At 62.4% G+C, this 25,342-nt stretch carries 22 protein-coding genes; 14 read left to right on the top strand and 8 right to left on the bottom strand.

The window, feature by feature from the left end; translation table 11 throughout:
* Window positions 1-78: 78 nt before the first annotated feature.
* Entirely contained in the window at window positions 79-741 is a 663-nt protein-coding gene (locus AC0VX3_RS20565) for an FAD-binding oxidoreductase (protein WP_475522088.1), read from the bottom strand.
* 518 nt (window positions 742-1,259) lie between these two features.
* On the bottom strand, window positions 1,260-3,071 hold the full coding sequence (locus AC0VX3_RS20560) for an ABC-F family ATP-binding cassette domain-containing protein (protein ID WP_475522087.1): 1,812 nt from the start codon (window positions 3,069-3,071) through the stop codon (window positions 1,260-1,262).
* Window positions 3,072-3,276: 205 nt separating this feature from the next.
* Between AC0VX3_RS20560 and AC0VX3_RS20555 the strand changes: the two genes are divergently transcribed.
* The 5 genes from AC0VX3_RS20555 (at window position 3,277) to AC0VX3_RS20535 (ending at window position 9,371) form a co-directional block, all read left to right on the top strand.
* The gene (locus tag AC0VX3_RS20555) at window positions 3,277-3,774 is read left to right on the top strand and encodes a BA14K family protein (protein ID WP_475522086.1); all 498 of its coding nucleotides are present in this window, start codon (window positions 3,277-3,279) and stop codon (window positions 3,772-3,774) included.
* Window positions 3,775-3,995: 221 nt separating this feature from the next.
* On the top strand, window positions 3,996-5,582 hold the full coding sequence (locus AC0VX3_RS20550; protein WP_475522085.1) for a peptide ABC transporter substrate-binding protein: 1,587 nt from the start codon (window positions 3,996-3,998) through the stop codon (window positions 5,580-5,582).
* 90 nt (window positions 5,583-5,672) lie between these two features.
* On the top strand, window positions 5,673-6,596 hold the full coding sequence (gene oppB / locus AC0VX3_RS20545) for an oligopeptide ABC transporter permease OppB (protein WP_475522084.1): 924 nt from the start codon (window positions 5,673-5,675) through the stop codon (window positions 6,594-6,596).
* Window positions 6,597-6,610: 14 nt separating this feature from the next.
* Complete coding sequence (locus AC0VX3_RS20540) at window positions 6,611-7,735, top strand: ABC transporter permease subunit (RefSeq protein ID WP_475522083.1); 1,125 nt, start codon at window positions 6,611-6,613, stop codon at window positions 7,733-7,735.
* Window positions 7,736-7,745: 10 nt separating this feature from the next.
* Window positions 7,746-9,371 carry an ABC transporter ATP-binding protein gene (locus AC0VX3_RS20535; protein ID WP_475522082.1) on the top strand — a complete coding sequence of 542 codons (1,626 nt, stop codon included), beginning with the start codon at window positions 7,746-7,748 and terminating at the stop codon, window positions 9,369-9,371.
* A 112-nt stretch (window positions 9,372-9,483) separates the two neighbouring features.
* On the opposite strand, the gene AC0VX3_RS20530 is transcribed toward AC0VX3_RS20535, so the two are convergent.
* Together AC0VX3_RS20530 and AC0VX3_RS20525 are read right to left on the bottom strand one after the other, a co-directional pair.
* Window positions 9,484-10,251 carry a GntR family transcriptional regulator gene (locus tag AC0VX3_RS20530; protein WP_475522081.1) on the bottom strand — a complete coding sequence of 256 codons (768 nt, stop codon included), beginning with the start codon at window positions 10,249-10,251 and terminating at the stop codon, window positions 9,484-9,486.
* A gap of 378 nt (window positions 10,252-10,629) precedes the next feature.
* The gene (locus AC0VX3_RS20525) at window positions 10,630-11,697 is read right to left on the bottom strand and encodes a dipeptidase (RefSeq protein ID WP_475522080.1); all 1,068 of its coding nucleotides are present in this window, start codon (window positions 11,695-11,697) and stop codon (window positions 10,630-10,632) included.
* 150 nt (window positions 11,698-11,847) lie between these two features.
* Between AC0VX3_RS20525 and AC0VX3_RS20520 the strand changes: the two genes are divergently transcribed.
* Window positions 11,848-12,585 carry a L,D-transpeptidase gene (locus AC0VX3_RS20520; protein ID WP_475522079.1) on the top strand — a complete coding sequence of 246 codons (738 nt, stop codon included), beginning with the start codon at window positions 11,848-11,850 and terminating at the stop codon, window positions 12,583-12,585.
* Window positions 12,586-12,662: 77 nt separating this feature from the next.
* On the opposite strand, the gene trhA is transcribed toward AC0VX3_RS20520, so the two are convergent.
* A complete protein-coding gene (gene trhA / locus AC0VX3_RS20515) occupies window positions 12,663-13,346 on the bottom strand; it encodes a PAQR family membrane homeostasis protein TrhA (protein WP_475522078.1) in 684 nt (227 codons plus the stop codon).
* A gap of 415 nt (window positions 13,347-13,761) precedes the next feature.
* Between trhA and AC0VX3_RS20510 the strand changes: the two genes are divergently transcribed.
* Window positions 13,762-14,313, top strand: a complete 552-nt coding sequence (locus AC0VX3_RS20510; RefSeq protein ID WP_342894665.1) for a DUF2867 domain-containing protein — start codon at window positions 13,762-13,764, stop codon at window positions 14,311-14,313.
* Here the strand turns inward: AC0VX3_RS20510 and AC0VX3_RS20505 are convergent.
* Window positions 14,275-14,937, bottom strand: a complete 663-nt coding sequence (locus tag AC0VX3_RS20505) for a cupin domain-containing protein (RefSeq protein WP_475522077.1) — start codon at window positions 14,935-14,937, stop codon at window positions 14,275-14,277. The two genes, AC0VX3_RS20510 and AC0VX3_RS20505, sit on opposite strands and share 39 nt — an antisense overlap.
* Window positions 14,938-15,483: 546 nt before the next feature.
* On the opposite strand from AC0VX3_RS20505, the gene AC0VX3_RS20500 reads away from it, so the two are divergent.
* Complete coding sequence (locus tag AC0VX3_RS20500) at window positions 15,484-16,959, top strand: ATP-binding protein (protein ID WP_342894667.1); 1,476 nt, start codon at window positions 15,484-15,486, stop codon at window positions 16,957-16,959.
* Between the two features lie 135 nt (window positions 16,960-17,094).
* Here AC0VX3_RS20500 and AC0VX3_RS20495 read toward each other — a convergent pair whose 3' ends face one another.
* Both AC0VX3_RS20495 and AC0VX3_RS20490 read right to left on the bottom strand, forming a co-directional pair.
* Complete coding sequence (locus AC0VX3_RS20495) at window positions 17,095-18,639, bottom strand: glycoside hydrolase family protein (RefSeq protein ID WP_475522076.1); 1,545 nt, start codon at window positions 18,637-18,639, stop codon at window positions 17,095-17,097.
* 255 nt (window positions 18,640-18,894) lie between these two features.
* Window positions 18,895-19,203: a hypothetical protein gene (locus AC0VX3_RS20490; RefSeq protein ID WP_348150770.1), complete on the bottom strand. Its 309-nt coding sequence runs from the start codon at window positions 19,201-19,203 to the stop codon at window positions 18,895-18,897.
* A 178-nt stretch (window positions 19,204-19,381) separates the two neighbouring features.
* Between AC0VX3_RS20490 and hmgA the strand changes: the two genes are divergently transcribed.
* The 6 genes from hmgA (at window position 19,382) to AC0VX3_RS20460 (ending at window position 25,314) form a co-directional block, all read left to right on the top strand.
* Window positions 19,382-20,752, top strand: a complete 1,371-nt coding sequence (gene hmgA, locus AC0VX3_RS20485; protein ID WP_475522075.1) for a homogentisate 1,2-dioxygenase — start codon at window positions 19,382-19,384, stop codon at window positions 20,750-20,752.
* Window positions 20,753-20,805: 53 nt separating this feature from the next.
* Window positions 20,806-21,822: a fumarylacetoacetate hydrolase family protein gene (locus AC0VX3_RS20480; RefSeq protein WP_475522074.1), complete on the top strand. Its 1,017-nt coding sequence runs from the start codon at window positions 20,806-20,808 to the stop codon at window positions 21,820-21,822.
* Between the two features lie 109 nt (window positions 21,823-21,931).
* Complete coding sequence (locus tag AC0VX3_RS20475) at window positions 21,932-22,891, top strand: MBL fold metallo-hydrolase (RefSeq protein WP_342894672.1); 960 nt, start codon at window positions 21,932-21,934, stop codon at window positions 22,889-22,891.
* A 4-nt stretch (window positions 22,892-22,895) separates the two neighbouring features.
* Window positions 22,896-23,420: a DinB family protein gene (locus AC0VX3_RS20470; protein ID WP_475522073.1), complete on the top strand. Its 525-nt coding sequence runs from the start codon at window positions 22,896-22,898 to the stop codon at window positions 23,418-23,420.
* A gap of 23 nt (window positions 23,421-23,443) precedes the next feature.
* The gene (locus AC0VX3_RS20465; protein ID WP_475522072.1) at window positions 23,444-25,075 is read left to right on the top strand and encodes an FAD-dependent oxidoreductase; all 1,632 of its coding nucleotides are present in this window, start codon (window positions 23,444-23,446) and stop codon (window positions 25,073-25,075) included.
* A complete protein-coding gene (locus tag AC0VX3_RS20460) occupies window positions 25,072-25,314 on the top strand; it encodes a DUF2783 domain-containing protein (protein WP_475522071.1) in 243 nt (80 codons plus the stop codon). Before AC0VX3_RS20465 ends, AC0VX3_RS20460 begins: the two co-directional genes overlap by 4 nt.
* Window positions 25,315-25,342 lie beyond the last annotated feature (28 nt).

The raw sequence follows: 25,342 nt of genomic DNA, 5'->3' as shown, positions 1-25,342 counted from the left end.
GTCAGGCCGGGGAAGGCGGGTTTCAGGGCATACGGGCCTCGCGTGCGCCGGATCCGAACGGGACCGAATTCCAGGCGGTCAGTCGCTGAAATCGACCGAGTCCGGCTCCACGTTGAGGCTCTTGAGCTCCTCTTCCAACGCTTCCATCATTGGCGGCGGACCGCACAGGTAGAAGCGCTTGTCGAGGTCGGGCACGAGATCCTTCAGAAGATCCGTGTCGATCTCGCCGTGATGGGTCCCGGCCGTGTCCTCCTTGGACAGAACATGCTCCACTTTCAACCCGTCCATCGCGTCCAGTTCGTCCCGGTAGATGATGTCCTCCGATGTCTTGTTGGCGAAGATCAGCAGGTTGCCGGCCAGCTTGCCCTCTTTTTCGAGGTGGCGGAAGATCGCCATGAACGGCGTGATACCCGCGCCGCCGGCGATGAACACGCCCGGCTCTTCGTAGCGGAAGGTCTTGAACGGCTCGGCCAGCAGCAGACTGTCGCCTTCGTTGAGCTGATGCAGCTTCTCGGTGACCCCGTCATGCTCCGGATAGCCCTTGATGGTGAACTCAAGCGACTTTTCCTCCGGCAGGGAGGTCATCGTGAACGGCCGCGTCTCCTCGCGCCAGCCGTCCCGGTCGAGCGCGATCTCCGTCGCATCGCCGACCGTGTAGTCGAACGCCTCCGGCTCCGCGATCCGGAACCGCTTCACGTCATGGGTGACCTGATCGATCTTCAGGATGGTGGTCTTGTGCATGGCTGTCTCCTTCGTGTCTTGGAAGGACAACGCGAGGGGAGAGGAGGGGTTCCGGCGGACGCATGCGGCAGGTGGGAAGAACGTCCGGAGCGCAAGGCAACCGCCCGCGCCCGACGGCATTCGTCCGTATGGCCAAAGCGCCGCCCCACTCACCGTGTCATCCCGGCCCCCGAGCCGGGACCTACTCGTTTCCAGAGCGATGAAGATGTCCACGGAGCGTTCGGTTCGGGAAGCGTCCAGAGCCGATGTCTTCGGCAAGCGGCGAGGCCAATGGATCCCGGCTCGGGGGCCGGGAAGGCGCTTGGGGAGGGGCCGTTTGAAACCGGCGGGGTCGGACGAAGCGTCGTTGGTGGGGTAGGCGGCAACGTTGACTCAGATTGTGAGCGGCCTTGAGGTGTCCCGTGCCATCCAGTCCACTCGGCCCGGCCGGTCCATCCGGCCCTCCGCTATGGCTCCGGGCGTTCGTTGCTTGAAACGCCAAATCGTTGGCGTTTCATTTGCCGGAGGCAAAACGCGCCTCACCCTTCGTTCAGCATCTCCAGCTCCAGCCACTGCTCTTCCGCAGCGTCCTTTTCCCTTGCCAGATCAGTGATTTGGCTGGAAAGCTTCGCAAATTTGTCAGGGTTCTTCGAAAAAAGGGTCGGGTCGTTCATGTCGGCCTGAAGTTTTTCAAGCTGTGCTTCAATTTTTTCGATCTGTTCAGGCAATGTCTGAAGCTGATGCCGCTGCGTGAAGGACAGTTTCGATTTCTGCTCCGGCTTTTGCGTTGAAGCGCTTGTCGGGGCGGGTTTTTCCTTTTTTGCCGGAGTGCCCGGCCTGTCCGGCTGACGGGCGGTGACGCCTTCGCCGCGCTGCACCAGCATGTCGGAATAGCCGCCGGCATATTCGCGCCACAGGCCGCCTCCTTCCGAGACGATGACGGAGGTCGCCACACGGTCGAGGAAGTCGCGGTCGTGGGAGACGATCAGGGCGGTGCCCGGATAGTCGGCCAGGAGTTCCTGCAAGAGGTCGAGGGTCTCCAGGTCGAGATCGTTGGTCGGCTCGTCAAGCACCATCAGGTTGGATCTGTTGGCGAGCGCCCGGGCGAGCATGGCACGGGCGCGTTCGCCGCCGGACAGCACGCCGACCGGGGTGCGTGCCTGTTCGGGTGAGAACAGGAAGTCCTTCATGTAGGACATGACGTGCTTGGCTTCGTCGCCGATCACCACCGTGTCACCGCCGCCGCCGGTCAGCACCGAGGCCAGCGTGTCGGTGAGATCGAGGTTCTCGCGCTTCTGGTCGAGGGTGACCATCTCCAGGTTGGTGCCGAGCCGGGTGCTGCCGCTGTCGGGGGCAAGCTCGCCGGTCAGCATCTTCAGGAGCGTGGTCTTGCCGGCGCCATTCGGACCGACGAAGCCGACCCGGTCGCCGCGCTGGATCCGGGTCGAGAAATCCTGAACGATCACCCGGTCGCCGTAGTTCTTGGAAATGTTCTTTGCCTCGATCACCAGCTTGCCGGAGGCCTCGCCCTCGGCGGCGGCGAGCTTGGCGGTGCCCTGCGGGCCGCGATGCTCGCGCTTCTGCTTTCTCAGGTCCGCCAGTTCGCGCACCCGGCGCATGTTGCGCTTGCGCCGCGCGGTCACGCCATAGGTGATCCAGTGCTCCTCGCGCTTGATCTTCTGCGCCAGCTTCTGCTGATCGACTTCCTCCTGCTCGAAGACCTCGTCGCGCCAGGCCTCGAAATGGGCGAAGCCCTTGTCGAGACGGCGGGCGGTGCCCCGGTCGATCCAGACCGTCGCGCGGGACAGGTTTTCCAGAAAGCGCCGGTCGTGGGAGATCAGCACCAGCGCCGACTTGAGGCTTTTCAGCTCCTCTTCCAGCCATTCGATGGCCGGCAGGTCGAGGTGGTTGGTCGGCTCGTCGAGCAGCAGGATGTCGGGTTCGGGGGCAAGAGTGCGGGCCAGCGCCGCGCGGCGAGCCTCGCCGCCGGACAGCGCATTGGGGTCTTCCGCGCCGGTCAGGCCGAGCACGTCCAGAAGATAGGCGCCCCGATAGGGATCGTCGCCCTCCGTCAGGCCTTCATTGACATAGTCCAGTGTGGTCGCATAGGCGCTCAGGTCCGGATCCTGGGGCAGATAGCGGACCGTGCGGCCGGGCTGAAAGAAACGCTCGCCACTGTCCATCTCGACCATGCCGGCGGCGATCTTCAAAAGCGTCGACTTGCCGGAGCCGTTGCGGCCGACCAGGCACAGCCGGTCGCCCTCCGACACGGACAGCTCCGCGCCGGTCAGAAGCGGGGTGCCGCCGAAGGTCAGGTGGACGTCTCGCAGGATCAGGAGGGGCGGGGCCATGGGTGCCTTGAGGGTTCTTTTCGGAAGGACGATCGGCGCCCGGTTTACTGGCCGGACAGGGGCCGCGCAAGCGGCCCGGTGAAAAAGGTCAGGCATTTTTGATCGCCGCCCGCGAGATTCTTGCCGGCAAATCGGCTATAGTCGCCCACGGGTGGACAGGGCCGATCACAAGGGCGCAGCCTTCGGGCTGCCGGGAGAACGCATCATGTCTGACTGGAAGCTTGGCCCCCATGTCGGCGGGCTGGTCCGCCGGGGCCGTAAAATCTGTCTTTCCCTGGCGGTCCTGGTGGCCACAGCGTCACTTGCCGCTGCCGTGGTGCCGGGAAGCGCCCGCGCACAAGGCATCTATGTCGGTGGCAGCGGCTTCGGCTTTTCATTCGGCACCCGCGGCCATCGCGGGCACCGGGGATCTTTCTTTTACGGCGCACCCGGATTTGCCGGACCTCCGTACCGGCCCTACGGCGCACCCTACCATTATCACCCCTACGACATGCGCGCCTATCCCTACCGCTCCAGGGTCTATGTCAATCCGCCGCGCGGCCGCCCGCCTCTCGGACAACCTCAGCGTGTCCCCTATACCAAGACCGGCCTGGCACCGTTCACGCCCCGGTGGTACGCCTATTGCTCCCGCAAATTCAAATCCTTCAACCCGGATACGGGCACCTATCTGGCCTATAGTGGAAAATTTCGCTTCTGCCGCTAGATTTGAAATGAAATTGCGTACCATGTGATTTTCCAAGGCGGCCGAAGGCCTAAACTCCGGAATATTTTTCCTGTTGGAATTGCCGGTTCGCAAAAATATCGCCTATTTGTGGTCAAAGATGAAACGTGCCGTTGGGAGACGGTTGATTGCGCGCATAGAGCGTGGAATCGTGTCTGTCATCGTTCCTGATGTTTCAACAATAACCGAGAGGGGAGAGCGAAATGATCAAGTCCATGCGCGTGACAGCGCTGGCCGCTGCTTTGATGGCGGCCACATCACTGACCGCCGTTGCAGAGGTGGTCTATAATCGTGGCAACACGGCCGACCCGGAAACCCTGGATCAGCACAAGACCTCCACGGTCTACGAAGCGCATATCCTGCGCGACCTGTACGAAGGTCTGGTCTCCTATAGCGCCGAAGGCAAGATCATTCCGGGCGTCGCAACCGACTGGACCATTTCCGAAGACGGCACCGTCTACACCTTCACGCTGCGCGACGATGCCAGGTGGTCCAACGGCGACCCGGTCGTTGCCGGAGACTTCGAATATTCCCTGCTCCGCATCATGACGCCGGAGACCGGTGCGAAATATGCGACTGTCCTGTATCCGATCAAGAATGCGGAAAAGGTCAACAAGGGCGAATTGAAGCCGGAAGACCTCGGCGTCAAGGCAATCGATGACCGGACGCTCGAGATCACGCTCGAGGCACCGACACCCTTTTTCATCGATCTGCTGGGACATCAGACCGGCCTGCCCGTACATCCGGCAACTGTCGAAGCCAAGGGTACCGATTTCATAAAGCCGGAAAACATCGTCACCAACGGCGCTTTCACCCTGACGGAGTTCATTCCGAACGCCCACATCAAGGCGGTCAAGAACCCGCATTTTCATGATGCGGACAATGTGAAGATCGACACCATCCTGTACCATCCGACGGAAGACCGCGGTGCGGCCATGCGCCGGTTCCAGGCCGGTGAACTGCATACGAACAACGATGCGCCGACCGAGCAGGTCGACTTCATGCGTGAGAACCTGGGCGACCAGTTCCGCGTGGCGCCCTATCTGGGCACCTACTATTACGCCCTGAACCATGAGGACGAGGGCCTGTCCAACCCGGATGTGCGCCAGGCTCTCTCCATGTCCATCGACCGGGAATTCCTGGCCGATGAAATCTGGGGCTCGACCATGGTGGCCGGCTATTCCTTCGTTCCGCCGGGCATCGGCAACTACGGCGAACCGGCTTTTGCCGACTACAAGGACATGTCCCAGATCGACCGCGAAGACAAGGCGATCGAACTGCTGGAAGGCGCGGGCTACGGGCCGGACAATCCGCTCAAGCTGACCATCAACTACAACACCTCGGAAAACCACAAGAACACGGCTGTCGCGATCGCCGACATGTGGGCCCCGCTCGGCGTTGAAGTTTCGATGATCAACACCGACACCAAGACCCACTACGCCATGCTGCGCGATCGTGGCGACTTCGATGTCGCCCGGGCCGGTTGGATCGGCGACTATTCCGATCCGCAGAACTTCCTGTTCATGGTCGAGAGCGACAATGACGGCTTCAACTATGCTCGCTACAACAATCCGGACTACGACGCCCTGATGGACAAGGCCGCCGCCACCATCGATCTGGAGGAGCGTGCCGATGTCCTGAAACAGGCTGAAGAGCTGTTCATGCGGGATCTGCCGTTCATCCCGCTGATGTACTACGGTTCGATGAATCTGGTGTCCGACAAGGTCGCCGGCTTTGAGGACAACCTCCTCAACATCCATCCGAGCCGCTGGATCAGCATCTCCGAATAGTCTTCAAACTCCGGAACCGGCAGGGCGCATCCTGCCGGTTCCGGCAAGGCGGCAATCAAAGACCGCTGAAAAACAACAGGGGCAAAGCCTATGCATCGCTATGTGCTCGGTCGATTGCTTGGTGCAATCCCGACCCTCTTTCTGATCGTCACCATTTCCTTTTTCCTGATCCGGATCGCGCCCGGCGGCCCGTTCGACCTCGAGCGGCCTCTCGAAGCCAAGGTCATGGAAAACCTGAACAAGATCTATCATCTCGACGAGCCGCTCTGGAACCAGTACCTGCTTTATCTGAAAAGCATCGCGCAGCTCGATTTCGGACCGAGTTTCTACTTCCGCGATTTCACGATCAACGAGCTGTTCGCGCAATCCCTGCCGATCTCCATTCAACTCGGCCTGACCGCGCTCTGCCTCGCGCTGGTCGTCGGCGGTGTGCTCGGCATCGCCGCCGCGCTCCGCCAGAACCGTCCGGCGGATTATTCGGTGATGGCGGCGGCGACCTTGGGCGTGACCGTGCCCAATTTCGTGGTGGCGCCCATCCTGACCCTGCTCCTGGGGGTCTGGCTCGGCTGGCTGCCGGTTGGCGGCTGGAACGGCGGCGCCTTCGTCAATATCATCCTGCCGGTGATCACCCTGGCCTTGCCCCAGATTGCCGTGGTCGCGCGGCTGACCCGCGGCTCGATGATCGAGGCCCTGCGGTCAAATCATGTCCGCACGGCCCGGGCCTACGGCCTGACCTCCTACATGATCATCGTCGTTCATGCGCTCAGAGGCGCGATCCTGCCGGTGGTCTCCTATCTGGGACCGGCGGCCGCCGCGCTGTTGACCGGCTCCGTGGTCATCGAGACCATCTTCGGCATTCCGGGCATTGGCCGCTACTTCGTGCAGGGCGCGCTCAACCGCGATTATACGCTGGTGATGGGGACTGTCGTGGTGGTCGCCTGTTTTGTCATCCTGTTCAATCTCATCGTGGATCTGCTCTATGCGTTGCTTGATCCGCGCGTGCGCTACGATTGAGGAGGAACCGACCCATGACCATGACACTCTCCTCGAACGAAACACCCGCGAAGGGCCGTTCCCTCTGGGACGATGCCCGTGACCGCCTGCTTGCCAACCGCGCGGCGGTTGCCTCCATGATCGTTCTGGCGGTGATCACGCTGCTGTCGATCCTGGGCCCCAGCCTGTCGCCGCATGATTTCGACACCGTCTACCGTGACTACGTCAAGGTGCCTGCCAGTCTTGAAGCCTATCCGCGCGCCGACCAGGTCGAGCCCGGCTTCATGGCCGTCCTGAAACGCGCCCGCATGAACGTGGACAGCTATGAGCGGGACGGCGGCACCGTCATTGCGCAGATCAGCTCCCGACGGGAAATCGATCCGCGCACCACCCGCTATGTCGACCGCAGCGATCTGTTCACCAACGCGGAACTGACCGATATGTCAGCCGACGGCAAGTCGGCGATCATGCGGGCCGAAATCGACGAGATGCATTTTTACTTCGGCACCGACTCCAACGGCCGGGACATGATGACCCGGACCTTCATCGCCGGCCGCGTGTCCCTGACCATCGGTCTTCTGGCCACCATCGTGGCGATCTCCATCGGCGTCCTCTACGGCGCCACCTCCGGGTATCTCGGCGGGCGGGTCGACCAGATGATGATGCGTGTGGTCGACGTGCTCTATTCGCTGCCCTTCATCTTCTTTGTGATCATGCTGGTGGTGTTTTTCGGCAGGAACTTCATCCTGATGTTCATCGCCGTCGGCGCGGTCGAATGGCTGGACATGGCCCGCATCGTGCGCGGTCAGACCCTGACCATCAAGCACCAGGAATATGTTCAGGCCGCGGAAGCCATGGGCGTTGGCGACGGCGGAATCGTGCGCCGACACATCATTCCCAACACGCTCGGGCCGGTGGTTGTCTACATGACACTGCTGGTGCCCAAGGTCATTCTTCTGGAAAGCTTCCTGTCGTTCCTGGGCCTTGGCATCCAGGAGCCGATGACGAGCTGGGGCGTGCTGATCTCGGAAGGCGCGCGCAATCTGCAAGGCGCGGCCTGGATGCTGATCTTCCCGTCGATTTTCCTGACATCCACGCTGTTTGCGCTGAATTTCGTCGGCGACGGGCTGCGCGATGCTCTGGATCCGAAGGACCGATAGGGAGATGACAATGACCCGGGATTCCCAAACGACGGTCCTCTCCATCGAGGATCTGATCGTCGACTTCGAAACGGCCACCGGCACGGTCAACGCCGTTCGCGGCGTCGACATTCATGTCCAGGCCGGCGAGACCGTCGCGGTGGTCGGCGAGAGCGGCTCCGGCAAGAGCCAGACCATGATGGCGGCCATGGGCCTGCTGGCGTCCAACGGGCGCACCCAAGGGCAGGTCGTCTATGAGGGCCGCAGCATCCTCGGGCTGGCTGCTGGTCATCTGAACCGGGTCCGCGGCGCCCGGATCACGATGATCTTCCAGGAGCCGATGACCTCGCTCGATCCGCTATACACCATCGGCCGGCAATTGGCCGAACCGATGGTCGTTCACGGCGGCCTGTCCTGGAAGGCCGCCAGGGCAAAAGCGCTCGACCTGCTCAGGCTCGTGAACATTCCCGAGCCGGAGCGCAAGATCAAGGCCTATCCCTACGAGCTCTCCGGCGGCCAGCGCCAGCGCGTGATGATCGCGATGGCCTTGTCCAACGATCCCGATGTCCTGATCGCCGACGAACCGACCACCGCGCTGGACGTCACCACGCAGGCCCAGATCCTCGATCTGCTCGCCGAGTTGCAGACACGTCTCGGCATGGCGGTGATCTTCATCACCCATGATCTCGGCATCGTCCGCCGCATCGCCGACCGGGTCTATGTCATGAAAAGCGGGGAAGTGGTGGAAAGCGGCGAGACCGGCCAGATTTTCAACCAGCCGGAGCATCCCTATACGAAAATGCTGCTGGATGCCGAACCGACCGGCCACAAGCTGCCGGTTGCCGACAGCGCGCCGGTCGTTCTGGAAGCGCAGAAGGTTTCGGTCGAATTCGAACTCGATTCCGGCTTCTTCACGTCGAAGCATGTTCTGCGCGCAGTCGACGATATCAGTTTCTCGCTGCGCAAGGGTCAGACCCTCGGCATCGTCGGCGAGAGCGGCTCGGGCAAGTCAACCCTGGGCCGGGCGGTCCTGAACCTGCTACCGGCCGGCGGGCGCGTGGTGTTTCATGGCAGGCAAATCTCCGGCATGGACAGGACGGCCATGCGAGCGCTGCGCAAGGACATGCAGTTGATCTTCCAGGACCCGTTTGGCTCGCTCAGCCCGCGCATGACCGTCGGCCAGATCATTTCGGAAGGCCTCCTGGTCCACGAACCGTCGCTGTCGGCAAGGGACCGGGACGCGCGCGCCTGCCAGGCGCTGGAAGAGGTGTCTCTGGATCCGGCCATGCGCAACCGCTATCCGCACGAGTTCTCGGGTGGTCAGCGTCAGCGCATCGCCATCGCCCGCACGATGGTGCTGAAACCGGAGCTGGTCGTTCTGGACGAGCCGACTTCAGCGCTCGACCGCACCATCCAGAAGCAGGTGGTCGAGCTGTTGCGTGACCTGCAAAAGGCGCATGACCTGACCTATCTGTTCATCAGCCACGACCTTGCGGTGGTCCGGGCCCTCTCCGACACGGTGATGGTGATGCAGCGTGGCAAGGTGGTCGAGGCCGGAACAGCGGACGTGATTTTCGAGGCGCCGAAACACGATTACACCAGGGAATTGATCGACGCGGCAATGCTGACACGGCAGCAGATGACGCAAAGCGCCTGATCCGGGAAACGGGTCTTCGGACGGCCACAAGGATCATGCGGGAACCGGCCCGCCTGCGCCCGGATGAACCTGGCTCCTGCAAAGGATCTGAACAGCCCGGAGCTGGCGCCGGTCAGTGTCCGGCGAGGTCCGCCGGGGCGACGAAGTTTGTTTCCACCTGGTCGAGCAGCCGCTGCATATCGGTCCCGTAATATTGCGGTGCCAGCAGAATGGCGCTGGACAGGATATGCGACCGCAGAGCGGCGAGGGCCGCTTCCGTATCGCGCTCGGCCAGAGCGTCGAGCATGATCAGGTGGGGTGTCACGCTGGGACGCGCCCAGGAGGCGTCCGGCCGGGGTGTCGACAGCAGTATCCGCTGCAGGATCATGAAGGTCCTGACCAGCATCGGCTCCAGAACCGGCATGCGTGCGATCTCGAAAAGCCTCAAGTGAAATTTTATGTCCACCGACGCGCAGCCGAAGACATCTCTTTGCTTGCGGCAGAACTCGAACTGGTTGTCGAGCTCGTGGAGTTGCTCAAGTTCGTTGTCGGTCACGAATTTCACGGCTTCGGCAACGCCGGTGGATTCAATGCTCACGCGCAATTTCAGCATCAGCTGGGCTTCGGTCCGGCTCGGATCCGTGACGAAGGTGCCCTGGTAACCCCGCCGTACGACCAGGCCGTATTCCTGAAGCAGCATCAGGGCTTCGCGGATCGTGCTTTGCGAGCAGCCGTATTCCTGCGCGAGCGCCTGTTCCGTGATCGGGCTTTCGGAAGTCATTTCGCCAGTCAGGATCTGCCGTTTGAGATCCTGGTAGACCGCATCCGATTTTCGGGCGCGCTTGCCGCTTTTGATGCCTTCCGGATGCGAACCCCTGTCCGCGACGAGTGATATGCTCACGTTGTTGCCCCCCCCCCACTGGCCTCGACCTGGAATGGCAACGCGTTTCGGGATCGCGGCCCGTGTCGCTCACGGGCTTTCATCCGGAATCCTATGCACCTGATCTCCCGCGCGCGAAAGACCAGCCGATGGGGCGTGCCAATCCTTCGTAGTCCTCTGCCGGTCCTGTCGTCTGTCTGTATCTTTTCCCTGCTCAAGGCCGGGTTCTGCTTGCACAGTTCAGAAGTCGGTGCCGGTCTGCGAATTCAGACGACTGCGAATAATAACAATAAATACATTGTTTCGGTCTCGCGAAGAAAATGCAATCGCATAGTTGTTGGCTTTGGTAACAAAATTGCGAGACCTGCCGCATTGGCCGGCCCGGATGACAAAGTTCGCTCAGGACGTTGTCTTTTCCAAGGCCGCGATCCAGTTCCGCCAGGCAATCTTTTCCAGGAGGCCGGCCGTGAACCCGCGCGCCTCGAAGGTCTCCATCAGCCGGCCGAGCCCGGTGACGTTACCAAGATCCCGTGGAACCATGCAGCCGTCGAAATCGGACCCGAGCGCGACTTTGTCTTCGCCGAGCCTGTCGACCAGATAGGCCGCATGATCCGCGATCACGTCGAGGGACGTGTCTCGGCTGAACCCGCCATCCGGCCGCAGAAAGGCAACGTGAAAATTGATGCCGACCAGGCCATCGCTCTCCTTGATGGCGTCCAGTTGCCTGTCGGTGAGATTGCGGCTGCTGGCACAAATGGCATGGACATTGGAGTGGCTGGCCACGATGGGTCGGTCGGTGATTCGCGCCAGGTCCCAGAAGCCCTTTTCGTTCAGGTGAGAGACGTTGAGCAATATCCCGAGCCGGTTGCACGCGCGCACGAGGTCCCGGCCTGCGTCCGACAGACCCGGACCGATATCGGGTGTGGAAGGGCAGGCCATGGGAACCCCGTATCCGAAAACGTTTTCACGGCTCCAGACAGGCCCCAGGGAGCGCAGGCCCCGGCGGTGGAGATCCTCCAGCGCATAGAAATTGGTGTCGATGGCTTCCGCGCCTTCGATATGAAGGCTGATCGCCATCCTGTCAGCTTCGATCGCAGCCCTGTTCTCCTCCGCCGTCCGGCAGAGGACCACCGACCCTCCGGAGTCCGCCGCGATCTGTTCTGCGCGATCGATCAGCCTGTTGGTGAAGTCCAGGGCCTGTTTCTGCGGGACCGCCTGAAAGTTGGCCGGATCCTTCGGATCGAACGGTTTGGCGAAATCCTGCTCCGGGTTGGACGGCACGAACATGGCGAAGAGACCGCCGGCGAACCCGGCTTCCTCCGCGCGCACCCGGTCGACATGACCCTTGTCCGAGCGCTCGAAAAAACTGCGCTCCTGGCCTTTTATGGCTTCGATCTCGAGCTTCAGAAGCGTGTCGTTGTGACCGTCAAAAACGGGAAAGGGCGACTTGGCAGGGGTGTTCGGCACGGGGGGACCTTCGTTGTGGGCAGTGGCATTGTGGGCAGTGGCATTGCGTAATCTAGGCATTCATTCGACGAATGTAAGCTACCTTGGCGAATGTGACTTGCAACTGCCGAAAAGCTGGCCCAAGAAGAACCCGGCATAATCGGAGGTCCCATGAAGCCTTTCAATTTGTTGACCGGGAACGAGACTTTGCAGGAACGCGGCGTCCTGGATCGCCGCGGATTTCTGACCGGCAGTCTGGTGCTGAGCGCCGCGGCGCTCGCGGGCTGCCAGTCGGCCGCTCTGGTGGGTCTGCCCGACCAGGATGAGCTGCCGGGTGAGGAATTCGACTATGCGGCTGCCTACGCCGCGCGGCCGGACGGTGATTTCACTTGGCCGGCAATCAACTACAAGAAATTCGACCAGCAGTATTTGCGGCAGGTTGTGGAGTACAAGACCCGCGAGCGGCCCGGGACGATCATCGTCGATCCCTACAATAATTTCCTTTATTGGACGCTGGGCAACAAGAAGGCGCTGCGCTACGGCATCGGTGTCGGCAGGGCCGGCTTTGCCTGGTCCGGCGAGGCGCTGATCCGCGTCAAGCGTCCGCATCCGATCTGGAGGCCTCCCCGCGAAATGATTGCCCGCAAGCCCTCGCTGGAGCGCTACTGGGTAAAAGGGTATCCGGCCGGCCTCAAAAATCCGCTCGGCGCGCGCGCGATGGACCTGTGGCAGGGCGCCACCGATACGCTCTTCCGCATTCACGGCACCAACCGGCCGAATTCGATCGGCAAGAGCGTCTCCTCCGGTTGCATTCGCATGTGGCAGCAGGACGTGATCGACCTGTTCAACCGGGTGCCGCTCAGAACCAAGGTGGTTGTTCTGACCAAGGATCCGGACGCCGAAGCCTGATGGCCCCTTGGACGTGCGCGTCTCGATAGAACGGAAAAAGGCGGCTCACCTGCGGTGAGCTGCCTTTTTTGTCCGGTTCAGACCGCCCGTGCCAGGGCCACGTCGTGAAACACGGCGGTGAAATGGCACACGGCCGCGGCCAGCACGAAAGCATGCCAGATCGCGTTCTGGAACGGCAGGCGTTTCCAGGCGTAGAATGCGGTGCCGACAGTGTAGAGCAGGCCGCCCGCAAGGATCATCTGGAAACCGAAGGCCGAGGCCTTCTCGATCAGCGGATTGATCGCGAACACGACGACCCAGCCGAGGGCGAGGTAGATCGGCACGGACAGCTTGTCGAGGCCGGTCAGGTGCAGCAGCTTGATGATGGCCCCGGTCACGGCGCCCGTCCAGACGACCGCGAGCAGGATGCCGCCGGTCCAGCCGCCGATGATCATGGCGGCCAGCGGCGTGTAGGTTCCAGCGATCATCAGGAAGATGGCCGCGTGATCGAGACGCCGGAAAATGCCGGTCTTGTGGTCGCGCGCGAACATGTTGTAGAGCGCGGAGCACACCAGCATGGTCATCAGGCAGGCCGCATAGATCATCACCGTGACCTGGCGCGGGGCATCGCCGCTGTTCCAGAGTGTGGCCGCGAGAATGATCGATGCGGTCAGTCCGAGGCCGACCCCGATCACGTGAATGGCGCCATCGGCAATGAACTCCGCGAGTGTCAGCGGCCGGGGCGCCGGTATCTGCAGTGTCGTTTCGGGTTTGCTGCGCATGGTGTGCTCTGGTGGTCTCACATTGAAGGTTGACTTGAGGGCCTTCCGGCAGGGCCGCCCCTGCCTCGGGCCTACAGGAAGCCTATCAAATAAGGAAGGGCTATGGTTGTCGCATGTCCGGCCAGCGCGTTGCTTTCAAAATGCACTCCTGTTCGCCCCAGCATACCAGCGCCATCGGGCAGCAGGATCGCTGAAGCGGATTTATCCCCGAAAACGTATCCGGTGATAAAGATGAAAACGCTTCGTCTCCCGGCACCGTCCGCGGTCGATATTCAGCCCGGGTGGTTGTCTGCGCAAGCCGTCGCGAGACCGCGGGACGCTGCTGCTGCGGCAATCCGCCCAGTGCGTATTTCCGCGAACCGGCGCACAGTACCCAAGCAGGATCGGCATCCAAACAGGATCGGCGGAGTGCCCCATGAGCAAGAGCGAAGAACTGCCGGCGAAAAGTCTCCTCAATGCGTATGTCGCGCGGGGAGACTATCTGGATGTGTTTTCCGTGTCGCTCCAAGGGCGAACGGATCTTCAGACCGCCGACATGCGCGTCCTGGCCGACCATATGCTCAATGCGGATATCGGCTGGATGACCTCGTTGATTGCCTTGCGCGACAAGCTGGTTGCTCCCCTCGGCCTGAAGACAACGTCAGACCTTGCCCGCGACCAGCGGGCCGCGCCGCTCACCGACAGGCAGCCCGGAGACCGGATCGGGTTCTTCCGCATCTATGACATGCGCGAGCACGAGATTGTTCTGGGCGAGGATGACCGGCATCAGGATTTCCGCCTGTCGCTGTTCCGGCAGGCGGGCGACCGGCCCCGGCTCTTCGCGGCGACCTGTTGCAAGCGGCATAATGTCTTCGGTTATCTCTACCTTGCGCTGATCCTTCCGTTTCACCGGAAGTTGGCCACCACGTTGCTGGACACGGCGGTCCGGTCACCGCTCGGGGGTCAGATGGCCGGTCTTGCGCCATAGCCGCGCGCCATGCGAGGTGTTGACCGTCTGCCGGCTTCCCGGCGGCAGACGCAGCCAGGTGCCCTGGCCGTAATGGCCGTCAAGGTCCTCGAAGCTGCCCTCGACGACAAAATACTCGACGCCGCCCGGAAAGTCCTGCATGTCGAAGCTGGCTCCGCGCTCCCAGTCGAGCATGACAACTTCCTCGTCCGGACGCACATGCAGCGGCAGGATGCTCTCGCCGGGCCGGCCGACCTGCCAGCCGGTGGGATCGAGCGTATTGACGCGCACGAAAGCCTTGTCGTCCGGGTGCATCTGCCGCAACTTGACCAGGATGACGGCGCCCGGATCGCTGGCAGGCACATGGCTCGAGCCTGGTGGGTTGCGCACATACATGCCTTTGGCAAAGTCGCCGCTCTCGTCGGAAAAGACCCCGTCCAGCACCAGAAACTCCTCGCCAAGGTCATGGCCGTGGGCGGAAAAGGCGGAGCCGGGAGCGTATCTGACGAGCGAGGTCGCGCGGGCGACTTCCTCACCGTTGCGCTCAAGCATGCGCCGTTCCACGCCGGCAATCGGGGAAGGAATCCAGTCGAGCGCAGCGCTGTCGACGACGGCTTTTTCCGAAAGATCGGCATGTATCTTCATTCTGGTCACCCACTCATTGCTCTCCCGATCAAATGGGGCCGAAGGCCGCACTTGGAAAGGGGACCTGAAAGCCTTATACCAACCTCAACAAATAAGAACCCGTCTGACCGTGTCTGGAGACTGTTCAGCAAGAAGCAGGTCGCGGGGCGATATGGGTTATCGTTCAAGACTTTCGACGCTGCGGAACAGTCTCCAAACACGGCCTTCGGTGGCCTGTTCCGACCCGCCGGACGGCGTTGCACCGCTTGAACGGCCAACCAGGCCGTCCTGCGCAACGCGCCTTGCCGGCAAATAGGAACAGTGCCATCAGATGGGTTCTTATTTGTTGAGGTTGGTATTATGACCGGCGAACCATGTTTTGCCGCATAGCGCGGGACAGGACAACCGGCCGGCCAGGCGTTGCAAAGCGGTGGAATGCAGGGAAAACGCCGGTTGGATCCGTTCCCGGCTTTGCATGGTGCACGGAATCGTGCTGACTACCGCACTGCATGAAAACAGGGAACGGAGGCTTCGCGGCGCTGTCGGGGCTGTACGAAAAGTGGTCGTATGACGGTTCAGATCGATATCGGTGAAATGGCGGGTGGCGCGCGGGCCGGACTTGACCTTGAGGAACTGCTGGCAACGCGGCTTCTGGTTCAGGGCAATTCCGGATCGGGCAAATCGCATTTGCTGCGGCGGCTGCTGGAACAGTCGGCGAGCTGGGTACAGCAGGCGATCATCGACCCCGAAGGTGATTTCGTTTCGCTCGCGGACAAGTTCGGTCATGTGGTCGTGGATGCCGTCGGCACGGAAAAGGACCTGCAGATGATCGCGGCCCGCGTGCGCCAGCACCGGGTCTCCGTCATTCTCAATCTGGAAGGTCTTGATGCCGACCGCCAGATGAAAGCTGCCGCCACCTTCCTGGACGGCCTTTTCGATGCCGACCGGGATCTCTGGTATCCGATGGTTGTTGTTGTCGACGAAGCGCAGTTGTTTGCCCCCGCGGCGGCCGGTGAGGTCACCGAAGAGGCGCGGCGGCGGTCCCTCGGTGCCATGACCAACCTCATGTGCCGCGGCCGCAAGCGCGGCCTGGCCGGTGTCATCGCCACACAGCGGCTGGCAAAGCTGGCCAAGAATGTGGCCGCCGAAGCGTCCAATTTCCTGATGGGCCGGACTTTTCTGGACATCGACATGGCCAGGGCCGCGGATCTGCTGGGCATGGAACGGCGGCAGGCGGAAAGTTTCCGCAATCTCGACCGGGGGCATTTCATCGCGCTGGGGCCGGCCATGTCGCGCCGTCCGGTGCCGGTGAAGATCGGTCCGGTGGAAACCGCGGGCCGGGGCGGCGTCCACAAGCTGATGCCCTTGCCGGAACAGCCCAAGGAAGAAGCCAAGGATCTCATCTTCACGCCGGGCGCCGGCGAGGTGCAGCCGGTGCGCCAGCGTTTCGCCGAGCCGGTCGTCTCCACCGGCGAGGTTCTGGATCGGCTGACCAGCGCGGAACGGGCCGGCGCGGAGGAGGTTCCGCCGGCCGAGAGCCTGCTCGACTTCGGCGAGCGTGAGGAAAAGATCGCGGAAATCATTGCGGGCATACTGGAGGAGGAGGACGCCGCCTTCCAGCCGATTGCCTCGCTCTATCAGGATTTCCAGGTCCGTTGCCGGATCGCCAAGCTTCCAGGCGGTGCACCGGATCTTCAATCCTTCCGCGAAAAGCTCTCGGTAGCGCGGGCCGGGGTCGAGAAGGGCGAAATGGACGACGGCGCCTGGGCGCAGGCCGAACTGATTGCGGCTGAACTGCCCGATGACATGCGCGGGGTCTACCTGCTCCTGGCCAAGGCTGCGCTCGCCAAGGCGCCGTGTCCCGGCAATCTGGAAATCGCCACCGCCTACGGCACGCGCTCGCCAGGTCGGGCCCGCTGGCTCCTGAGCCACATGGAGGAACGCGGCTTTCTCGTCTGCGCGACGGACCTGCGCGGCAACCGCATCGTTACCCTGACCGATCTCGGCTGGCAGACTGCCCCGGGCGACGAGGCGGCGGCTTAGGGTACGAACTCATAAACTTGTGCATTCAGGCCGCATTGAAAAGACATCGGCCTGTTCGCCGGCGCGATACGACGCGCCGGCAAACAGATTTCCCTCGTCAATTCATCCGGCCTGAGCGGAAACCGCTTCAGGTGGTCACGCCAGGTTGCATGCGCCGCCGTATTTGACATCCGTCTTCACTGTGATACCGGCCTTGACCGACTTGGCGGGCACGCCGCAGACCTGGTCCCAGGTCTTGGATTTGGCATCGTAGAACTGGATATTGATCGCCGTCTGGCTGTAGAGCTGAATGGTCCGGCTGGCCGGGCTGGTGGCAGATGTCGCCGGCTGAAGCACACCCAGAACCAGATCGCTGCCGTTGACCGGCTGGACCACCTGGATCTTCGAAGTCGTGTTGTAATTTTCAATCGTGATCTCGATGGGCGGCGGACTGAAGCTCTTGACGGTCAACAGGTCCGGCCAGCCTTTGGGGAGCGTTACTTCCGGGTTGCTGCCGAAGGAGGTCGGGGCGCTGGTGGGGTGGTTCGGCTGGCCAGCGGCGAAATATGGCGGGGTCGTGAAACACTCCTGAAAGACATTCGTGAGATCGGTGACCGATGTCTGGCTCGCCGCGGTCAGGGTAACCGACCCGCCGCTCTCTGAAACCGTGAACAGGCCGTAGCCTGCGCCTTCATCCATCAGCTGGAACGCAACCTGGCCCGACAGCTGGTCCCGCAGGGCCGCCGTCTTGAAGACATGGGCAGCGATTTTCCAGTCTCGTGTCGGGCCCACGATGTCGCCGCTTTCCGACAGGAACACCGGCACCGGAAGCCTGGAGGCCTCTTCGGCCAGGCCGTTATAGGCATCCAGTCCGCCGGGGCCCTGGCCGCTTTCGTAGCGATAGCTGTTGATGCCGATGAAATCCGCACGGTCCGCTTCGTTCGTGCCGGCGGCATAATACTGTTGCAGGGTGTCGGTTCCGATGAGGCCCCGCTGATAGGCCTGCGGGTTGCTGTTGGTCCAGGACGATTGCGGGCCATCCTGCATCGCCATGCCGACAGGAATGGAACGGTACCCCTGGTTCTTGATGTGATGTTTCACGTCACGCACAAAGGACTTCATGGCCTGGGCCACGGTGCATTCGAGGCCGACCGTCATCTGTGCGATCTCGGCATCGGTCTTGTTCGGGTGGGCGCTCTTCAGATTGGCGGCCTGCTGACCCGGAAAGTTCACCTCATTGCCCACGGAGAAGCAGAAGGTGTTGTCGTAAGCCTGAAATTCGTCGACCAGGCGGGCGGCATGAACGAATGTTGCCTGATCGTATGCGCCGGACATCTGGTGGACGGAGTTCTCGGCGCTGGCGAGGCCGACCATGACATAGATGCCATGAGCCTTCAGATGGTCCATGGCCTGCTTATGGCTGTAGTTCGGATTGAGGGCATAGACGCGAATACAGTTTATGTTCAGGTCTATGGCCTTGTCGAAAATGGCCTTCATGGTTGAAAAGTGATGGTCGGCAAGCACGTCGTCATATTTCAACGCGGTCACCGACGCGGCATCCACTGCGACGCCGCGGATCATGAACCGGTCTTCGGTGATGTTGCCGGGTGTCGGGCTGGGTGGATTTTGACTGGTGTACAGGAACTGTTTTCCCAGCACGTAGATCCATTGGGTCGCGGGTGGCATTGCAGGTACGGTCATGACTGGGCGCTCTCTACTTTAAGTATTCAATAGATAGAAATATAAACCAATAAGTGTAGATATGATTAAAACTATACATGGCATTTCAGACAGTGCTGCGAAGCCGGGCGGCGGCCCGCAGGCCAGTCCGGCTTCCAGCCGCGATGTACCGATTTCCTGAACATCGTGCATGCCTTGCCCGCGCGGAAACGGCGGACTTGTGCCTGTCACTCTATCTGGCGGTGGCCGGCTGAAATTGCGCTGCGCCGGTGGCAGTCAGATCGCCGGACGCATGCGCCGCTTGTTTCGCTCTGCAAGCTCCGGCTTGCCGGCCAGAAGATACTCAAGCTGCGACAGTTCCAGCGTGATGCCGTCGATCGTGCGTGTCAGTACGCTTTCCAGGTAACTTCCACCGGGTGACCGGTCGCGGATCGCACAGGCCCGGTCCCGCGCCTTGCGCAGGTAAAGCGTCATCATGCGCACGTCTCCGGGGGTGACATCCGTCGTCGGCACAGCACCTGCCAGCGGCGCGCACGCGCTCAGCACCGCGCGGGATTTCTCAAGTGTCGGAATTGCCGGACGCATTGGTCACCTCAAGAGTTCATGGTTTGTTCTTTTTACGTCAGCCTTTGCGGTGAGGCAAGTGCTCAAAATGCCGAAAGCGGGTCCCGCGCATCCCCGGCACCGGAAATCCGGCTTGATCCGCGCAAATTAAATGGTTACAGATGCAACTAATTTCATCTCCGAACCGGGAGGGAGCGTTATGGACCAGAGAACGGACAGCAGCGGAAAGCGGACGGACACCGGACGGAACGGGCCCGATTCGGGTTACATGCCGGGCTTCGGCAACGATTTTGAAACCGAGGCTTTGCCCGGTGCGCTGCCCCAGGGCATGAACAGCCCCCAGAAATGCGCTTACGGACTGTACGGCGAGCAGTTGTCGGGAACGGCGTTTACCGCGCCGAGCCATCAGAACGAACGCACCTGGTGTTATCGCATCCGCCCCTCCGTCAAGCACACCGGCCGCTTCGAAAAGATCGATCTGCCTTATTGGCGCTCGGCGCCGGACATAGGCGAGGACGTCATTTCCCTCGGCCAGTACCGCTGGGACCCGGTGCCGCACTCCGACGAGGACCTGACCTGGCTGACCGGCATGCGCACCATGACCACGGCGGGAGACGTCAACACCCAGGTCGGCATGGCCAGCCACATCTACCTGGTCACGACGTCCATGGAGGACGCGTATTTCTTCTCCGCCGACAGCGAGTTGCTGGTGGTGCCGCAGGAGGGCATTCTCAGGTTCTGCACCGAGCTCGGCGTGATCGAGTTGGAGCCGAAGGAGATTGCAATCCTGCCGCGCGGCCTGGTCTACCGGGTCGAATGTGTCGAGGGCCCGGCCCGGGGCTTCGTCTGCGAGAACTACGGCCAGAAATTCGAGCTGCCGGGCAGGGGCCCGATCGGCGCGAACTGCATGGCCAACCGCCGGGATTTCAAGACACCGGTCGCCCGGTTCGAGGACAAGGAGACACCGTCGACGGTGACGGTGAAATGGTGCGGCCAGTTTCACGAAACGAAGATCGGCCATTCACCGCTGGATGTGGTTGCCTGGCACGGCAATTACGCGCCCTGCAAATACGATCTCAGAACCTATTGTCCGGTCGGGTCGATCCTGTTCGACCATCCCGATCCGTCGATCTTTACCGTGCTGACGGCCCCGTCCGGCGTGCCGGGCACCGCCAATATCGACTTCGTGCTGTTCCGCGAACGCTGGATGGTGGCGGAAAACACTTTCCGGCCGCCCTGGTATCACAAGAACATCATGTCCGAGCTGATGGGCAACATCTATGGCCAGTACGATGCCAAGCCGCAGGGCTTCGTGCCCGGCGGCATGAGCCTGCACAACATGATGCTGCCCCACGGACCGGACAGGAACGCCTTTGAAGGTGCTTCCAATGCCGACCTGAAGGCCGAGAAGCTCGACAACACCATGTCCTTCATGTTCGAGACCCGGTTTCCCCAGCACCTGACAGGGTTTGCCGCCGGCAAGGCGCCGTTGCAGGACAATTACATTGACTGTTGGGACAGCCTGGAGAAAAAATTCGACGGAACGCCAGAGGGAAACTGGAATAAATGAGGCACAGCAGGCACGCAGAAGTCGCTGGTCGCTGACAAGGGAGCTGAAAAACAATGAAACTGGCAACGCTCAAGGATGGCAGCCGTGACGGCAAGCTTGTGGTGGTCAATGACAGGCTGACCTGGTGCACGGATGCGAGCCACATCGCGCCGACATTGCAGGCCGCCCTTGACGCCTGGGACCAGGTGGCACCGAAACTGGAGCTGCTCTCCGAAAGCCTCTCTCTCGAGGCGGTGCCGACGCTCCGGTTTCACGAGCATGACGTCCTGTCGCCGCTGCCGCGCGCCTACCAGTGGGCGGACGGTTCGGCCTATGTCAATCACGTCGAGCTGGTGCGCAAGGCCCGCGGTGCCAAGATGCCCGAGAGCTTCTGGACCGACCCGCTGATGTATCAGGGCGGGTCCGACACCTTCCTGGCGCCGCGCGATCCGATCGCCATGCGCGAGGAGGCCTGGGGCATCGATATGGAAGGCGAGATCGCGGTCGTCACCGGCGACGTGCCGATGGGGATCGGTGCGCAGGAGGCGCGCGAGGCCATCCGCCTGGTGCTGCTGGTCAATGATGTGTCCCTGCGCGGCCTGATCCCGGCGGAACTGGGCAAGGGGTTCGGCTTCTTCCAGTCCAAGCCATCTTCCGCCTTCTCTCCGGTCGCGGTCACGCCCGATGAACTCGGCGATGCCTGGAAGGACGGAAAGCTGCATCTGCCGCTCAATGTCGACCTCAACGGCGACGCCTTCGGGCGCGCCGATGCCGGCATCGACATGACCTTCGATTTCGGCCAGCTCATCGCCCATGCCGCCAGAACCCGTCCCTTGAGCGCCGGCACCATCATCGGCTCCGGCACGGTCTCCAACAAGCTGGACGGCGGCCCGGGCAAGCCGGTCGCGGACGGCGGTGTCGGCTATTCCTGCATTGCCGAGATCCGCATGATCGAGACCATCGACACGGGCGCGGCGAAAACCCCGTTCCTGAAATTCGGCGACACGGTCCGCATCGAAATGCTCGATGCCGAAGGTCATTCGATCTTCGGGGCGATCGAGCAGACGGTGGAGAAAGCCGGAGGAGAGTAACTCTCGCAAGCGCGGGAAAGGGCTCTCGCGCCGATGCCCGAGGGTGCTCGAACGCCGTCCAGACAGTGCACCGTCACGGAAACCCGGGCGAGACGCCCCAGGAGAACCAATGAGCAAACAATTCGCATCCGCCGGAGACATGGCCGAGAAGAAGATCTCCTTCACCGAGATCGGCCGTGACCTGTGGGCCTTCACCGCCGAGGGCGATCCGAACACCGGCGTGATCATCGGCGACGACAGCGTCATGATCGTCGAGGCCCAGGCGACCCCTGAACTTGCCAACAAGGTGATCGAGAAGGTCCGTTCCGTCACCGACAAGCCGATCAGCCACCTGGTGCTGACCCACTATCACGCCGTGCGCGTGCTGGGTGCCGCCGCCTACAAGGCGCCGACCGTGATCATGAGCCAGAAGGCCCGGTCCATGGTCGTGGAGCGCGGCGCGGAAGACCGGGAATCCGAATTCATGCGCTTCCCGCGTCTCTTCATGGGTTATGACAACGTCAACGACATCCCACCGCTGACCTGGCCGACCACCACCTTCAACGACCGCATGACCGTCTACCTCGGCAAGCGGCGGGTGGATCTGCGTTTCCTCGGGCGCGCCCATACCGCCGGCGACATCGTCATCCATGTGCCTGACGAGAACGTCATGTTCACCGGTGACATCGTCGAATACCACTCGGCCTGCTACTGCGGCGACGGCCACTTCAACGACTGGCCGAAAACGCTGGAAGCGATCCGCTCCTTCGATGTGGAAGCCATCGCCCCGGGCCGCGGCGATGCTCTGGTCGGCACCGACATGGTCAATGCGGCGCTGGACGCCACTGCCGATTTTGTCCGCTCCACCTATGACCCCGTGGCACGGGTCGCCCGGCGCGGCGGGACCCTGAAGGAAGCCTGGGATGCCTGCCGGGCCGCCTGCGATCCGAAATTCAAGGACTACGCCATCTACGAACATTGTCTGCCGTTCAATGTCGCCCGCGCCTACGACGAGGCGCTCGACATCGACACGCCGCGCATCTGGACAGCGGAACGCGACGCGAAGATGTGGGCGGATCTGCAGAGCTAGGCGCATGAGCAAGGCTCTCGATCACCTGCGGCTGATGGCCCGTAACAATGCCTACGCCAACAGGCGTCTGTGTGAAGCCTGCTGTCTGCTCACCCGGCAGGAGTTCGAGGCGGATCGGACGGGTTTTTTCCCGTCCATCCGGCAAACCTTGAATCACAATCTGGAGGTCGACCGCTATTATCTTGATGCCGTGGAGGAAGGCGGGCAGGGGCGGTCGGTGTTCGGTGCGCCGCATCCGGAAACCGCGGCACGTCTGAAGGCCGCGCAGGAAGAAGCGGACCGCAGGCTGATCGCCTTTTGCGACGGCCTGCGCGCGGAGGACCTGGAGCGGACGATCGCCCAGGACAGGGGGCCTCAAGGCGTGTTCTTCGAGACCGTCGCCAACACGCTTCTGCATCTCTTCCAGCACCAGATCCACCATCGGGGCCAGGCTCATGCCATGCTGGCCGGAACCGGTGTCCGGCCGCCGCAACTCGACGAGTTCTTTCTGGAATTCGAGCGTCATGAGACGGCGCAGGAATACCTTTAACGCAGGAACCGGGAGGAAAACCTGTGACAAAACTGTTCGAGGTACCCTTGTACCCTTACAAGCGATCGCCGGATCAGGATGCACCGGCACCGGTGCGCCGCCCCGTCGTGATCATCGGCGCGGGGCCGGTCGGCCTCGCAATGGCGATCGATCTGGCGCAGGCGGATGTGCCTGTCCTCGTCGTGGACGACAATGACAGGGTCAGCACCGGCTCGCGTGCGATCTGCTTTTCCAAGCGTTCTCTTGAGATCTTCGACCGGCTCGGCTGCGGCGGCCAGATGGTCGACAAGGGCGTCGTCTGGAATGCGGGCAAGGTGTTTTTCGGCGATCGGCAGGTCTATGATTTCAACCTGCTGCCGGAGGAGGGCCACAAACGGCCTGCATTCATCAACCTGCAGCAATATTACTGCGAGTTGCACCTGGTGGAGCGCATCCGCGCACTGCAGGCCGAAGGCCGGCCGGTCGAGATCCGCGGCCGCAACAAGGTCGCCGATCTCCAAACCCGGGATGACCACACGCTGGTGACCATCGAGACGCCGGCCGGGACCTACGACCTGGAGGCGGGCTGGCTGATCGCCTGTGACGGTGCCGGCTCGCCGGTGCGCGCGATGCTGGATCTTGATTTTGCCGGCCGGGTGTTCGAGGACAATTTTCTGATCGCGGACGTGATCATGAAGGCCGATTTCCCGACCGAACGCTGGTTCTGGTTCGACCCACCCTTCAACAAGGACCAGTCGGCCCTGCTGCACAAGCAGCCGGACGGCGTCTGGCGGATCGACCTGCAGCTTGGCTGGGACATCGACAAGGACAGGGAAAAGCGGCCGGAAAACGTCATTCCGCGGCTCAGGGAGATGCTCGGCCCCGATGTCGACTTCGACCTGGAATGGGTGTCGATCTATACCTTCCAGTGCCGCCGCATGGAAACCTTCCGGCACGGCCGGGTCGTCTTCGCCGGCGACAGCGCCCACCAGGTGTCGCCCTTCGGTGCGCGCGGCGCCAATTCCGGCTTTCAGGACATCGACAATCTCGGCTGGAAGCTGAAGCTGGTGCTGGACGGCATGGCACCGGAAAGCCTGCTGGACAGCTACACCTTCGAGCGGGAGCTGGCCGCGGACGAGAACATCCGCCAGAGCACCCGCTCGACCGACTTCATCACGCCGAAATCGGAAATCAGCCGGATCTTCCGCGATGCGGTGCTGGATCTGTCCGAACATCACGCCTTCGCCCGCCCGCTGGTGAATTCCGGGCGCCTTTCCGTGCCGGCGGTCTATGACGGATCGCCGCTCAACGGCCCCGATGCGGCCGGTTTGCCCGCGCGCACGCGGCCGGGCAGCCCGGCGGTGGATGCCCCGCTGGCAGAAGACTGGCTGCTCGAGCGGATCGGTGGTGGCTTCCGCCTGCTCGGCCTGGACGCCGAGGTGCCCGGCGACCTCCGTGTCGACGGCCTTCATGTGACGGGCACGACCCTGTCCGGCGCCCGCATCGGCCCAGAACTGAGGGACCGCTACATGGGAAGCGCACCGGCGGCGGTTTACCTGATCCGTCCCGATCAGCACGTGGCTGCGCGCTGGACCGCCTTTGACCCGGACGCGGTCCGCGCCGCTCTGGCAACGGCCCTGGCAAGGCAACCGGGCACGCAGGGAGACGTTTCATGACCGACGCCAACGCCCCTAATCTCGACCATCCGGACGATTTCTACGCCCGCCTTCTGGAAGCCCATGAGGGCCTGAGCAAACCGGAAAGCGATGCTCTCAACGCCCGGCTGATCCTGCTGATGGCCAACCGCATCGGCGACGGCGCAGTGCTGGAGCATCTGCTCGGCGCGGCCCGCGCGAGCGGCCCGGTCCCCGGGGGGACGCAGACGGGTGCTTCAGCGGGACGCGGACACACCTGAGGCTCCGACCGGGTCATCGAAGCCCGCC

The organism is Roseibium sp. QJM3NY_11, from assembly GCF_056173175.1.
This window is presented reverse-complemented; position numbering and strand designations above follow the sequence as displayed.

What these genes read in the sequence shown, in the direction of transcription:
- AC0VX3_RS20565 (WP_475522088.1), bottom strand. Translation starts at nt 741, where the DNA reads ATGCACAAGACCACCATCCTGAAGATCGATCAGGTCACCCATGACGTG.
- AC0VX3_RS20560 (WP_475522087.1), bottom strand. Translation starts at nt 3,071, where the DNA reads ATGGCCCCGCCCCTCCTGATCCTGCGAGACGTCCACCTGACCTTCGGC.
- AC0VX3_RS20555 (WP_475522086.1), top strand. Translation starts at nt 3,277, where the DNA reads ATGTCTGACTGGAAGCTTGGCCCCCATGTCGGCGGGCTGGTCCGCCGG.
- AC0VX3_RS20550 (WP_475522085.1), top strand. Translation starts at nt 3,996, where the DNA reads ATGATCAAGTCCATGCGCGTGACAGCGCTGGCCGCTGCTTTGATGGCG.
- oppB (WP_475522084.1), top strand. Translation starts at nt 5,673, where the DNA reads ATGCATCGCTATGTGCTCGGTCGATTGCTTGGTGCAATCCCGACCCTC.
- AC0VX3_RS20540 (WP_475522083.1), top strand. Translation starts at nt 6,611, where the DNA reads ATGACCATGACACTCTCCTCGAACGAAACACCCGCGAAGGGCCGTTCC.
- AC0VX3_RS20535 (WP_475522082.1), top strand. Translation starts at nt 7,746, where the DNA reads ATGACCCGGGATTCCCAAACGACGGTCCTCTCCATCGAGGATCTGATC.
- AC0VX3_RS20520 (WP_475522079.1), top strand. Translation starts at nt 11,848, where the DNA reads ATGAAGCCTTTCAATTTGTTGACCGGGAACGAGACTTTGCAGGAACGC.
- trhA (WP_475522078.1), bottom strand. Translation starts at nt 13,346, where the DNA reads ATGCGCAGCAAACCCGAAACGACACTGCAGATACCGGCGCCCCGGCCG.
- AC0VX3_RS20510 (WP_342894665.1), top strand. Translation starts at nt 13,762, where the DNA reads ATGAGCAAGAGCGAAGAACTGCCGGCGAAAAGTCTCCTCAATGCGTAT.
- AC0VX3_RS20505 (WP_475522077.1), bottom strand. Translation starts at nt 14,937, where the DNA reads ATGAAGATACATGCCGATCTTTCGGAAAAAGCCGTCGTCGACAGCGCT.
- AC0VX3_RS20500 (WP_342894667.1), top strand. Translation starts at nt 15,484, where the DNA reads ATGACGGTTCAGATCGATATCGGTGAAATGGCGGGTGGCGCGCGGGCC.
- AC0VX3_RS20495 (WP_475522076.1), bottom strand. Translation starts at nt 18,639, where the DNA reads ATGACCGTACCTGCAATGCCACCCGCGACCCAATGGATCTACGTGCTG.
- AC0VX3_RS20490 (WP_348150770.1), bottom strand. Translation starts at nt 19,203, where the DNA reads ATGCGTCCGGCAATTCCGACACTTGAGAAATCCCGCGCGGTGCTGAGC.
- hmgA (WP_475522075.1), top strand. Translation starts at nt 19,382, where the DNA reads ATGGACCAGAGAACGGACAGCAGCGGAAAGCGGACGGACACCGGACGG.
- AC0VX3_RS20480 (WP_475522074.1), top strand. Translation starts at nt 20,806, where the DNA reads ATGAAACTGGCAACGCTCAAGGATGGCAGCCGTGACGGCAAGCTTGTG.
- AC0VX3_RS20475 (WP_342894672.1), top strand. Translation starts at nt 21,932, where the DNA reads ATGAGCAAACAATTCGCATCCGCCGGAGACATGGCCGAGAAGAAGATC.
- AC0VX3_RS20470 (WP_475522073.1), top strand. Translation starts at nt 22,896, where the DNA reads ATGAGCAAGGCTCTCGATCACCTGCGGCTGATGGCCCGTAACAATGCC.
- AC0VX3_RS20460 (WP_475522071.1), top strand. Translation starts at nt 25,072, where the DNA reads ATGACCGACGCCAACGCCCCTAATCTCGACCATCCGGACGATTTCTAC.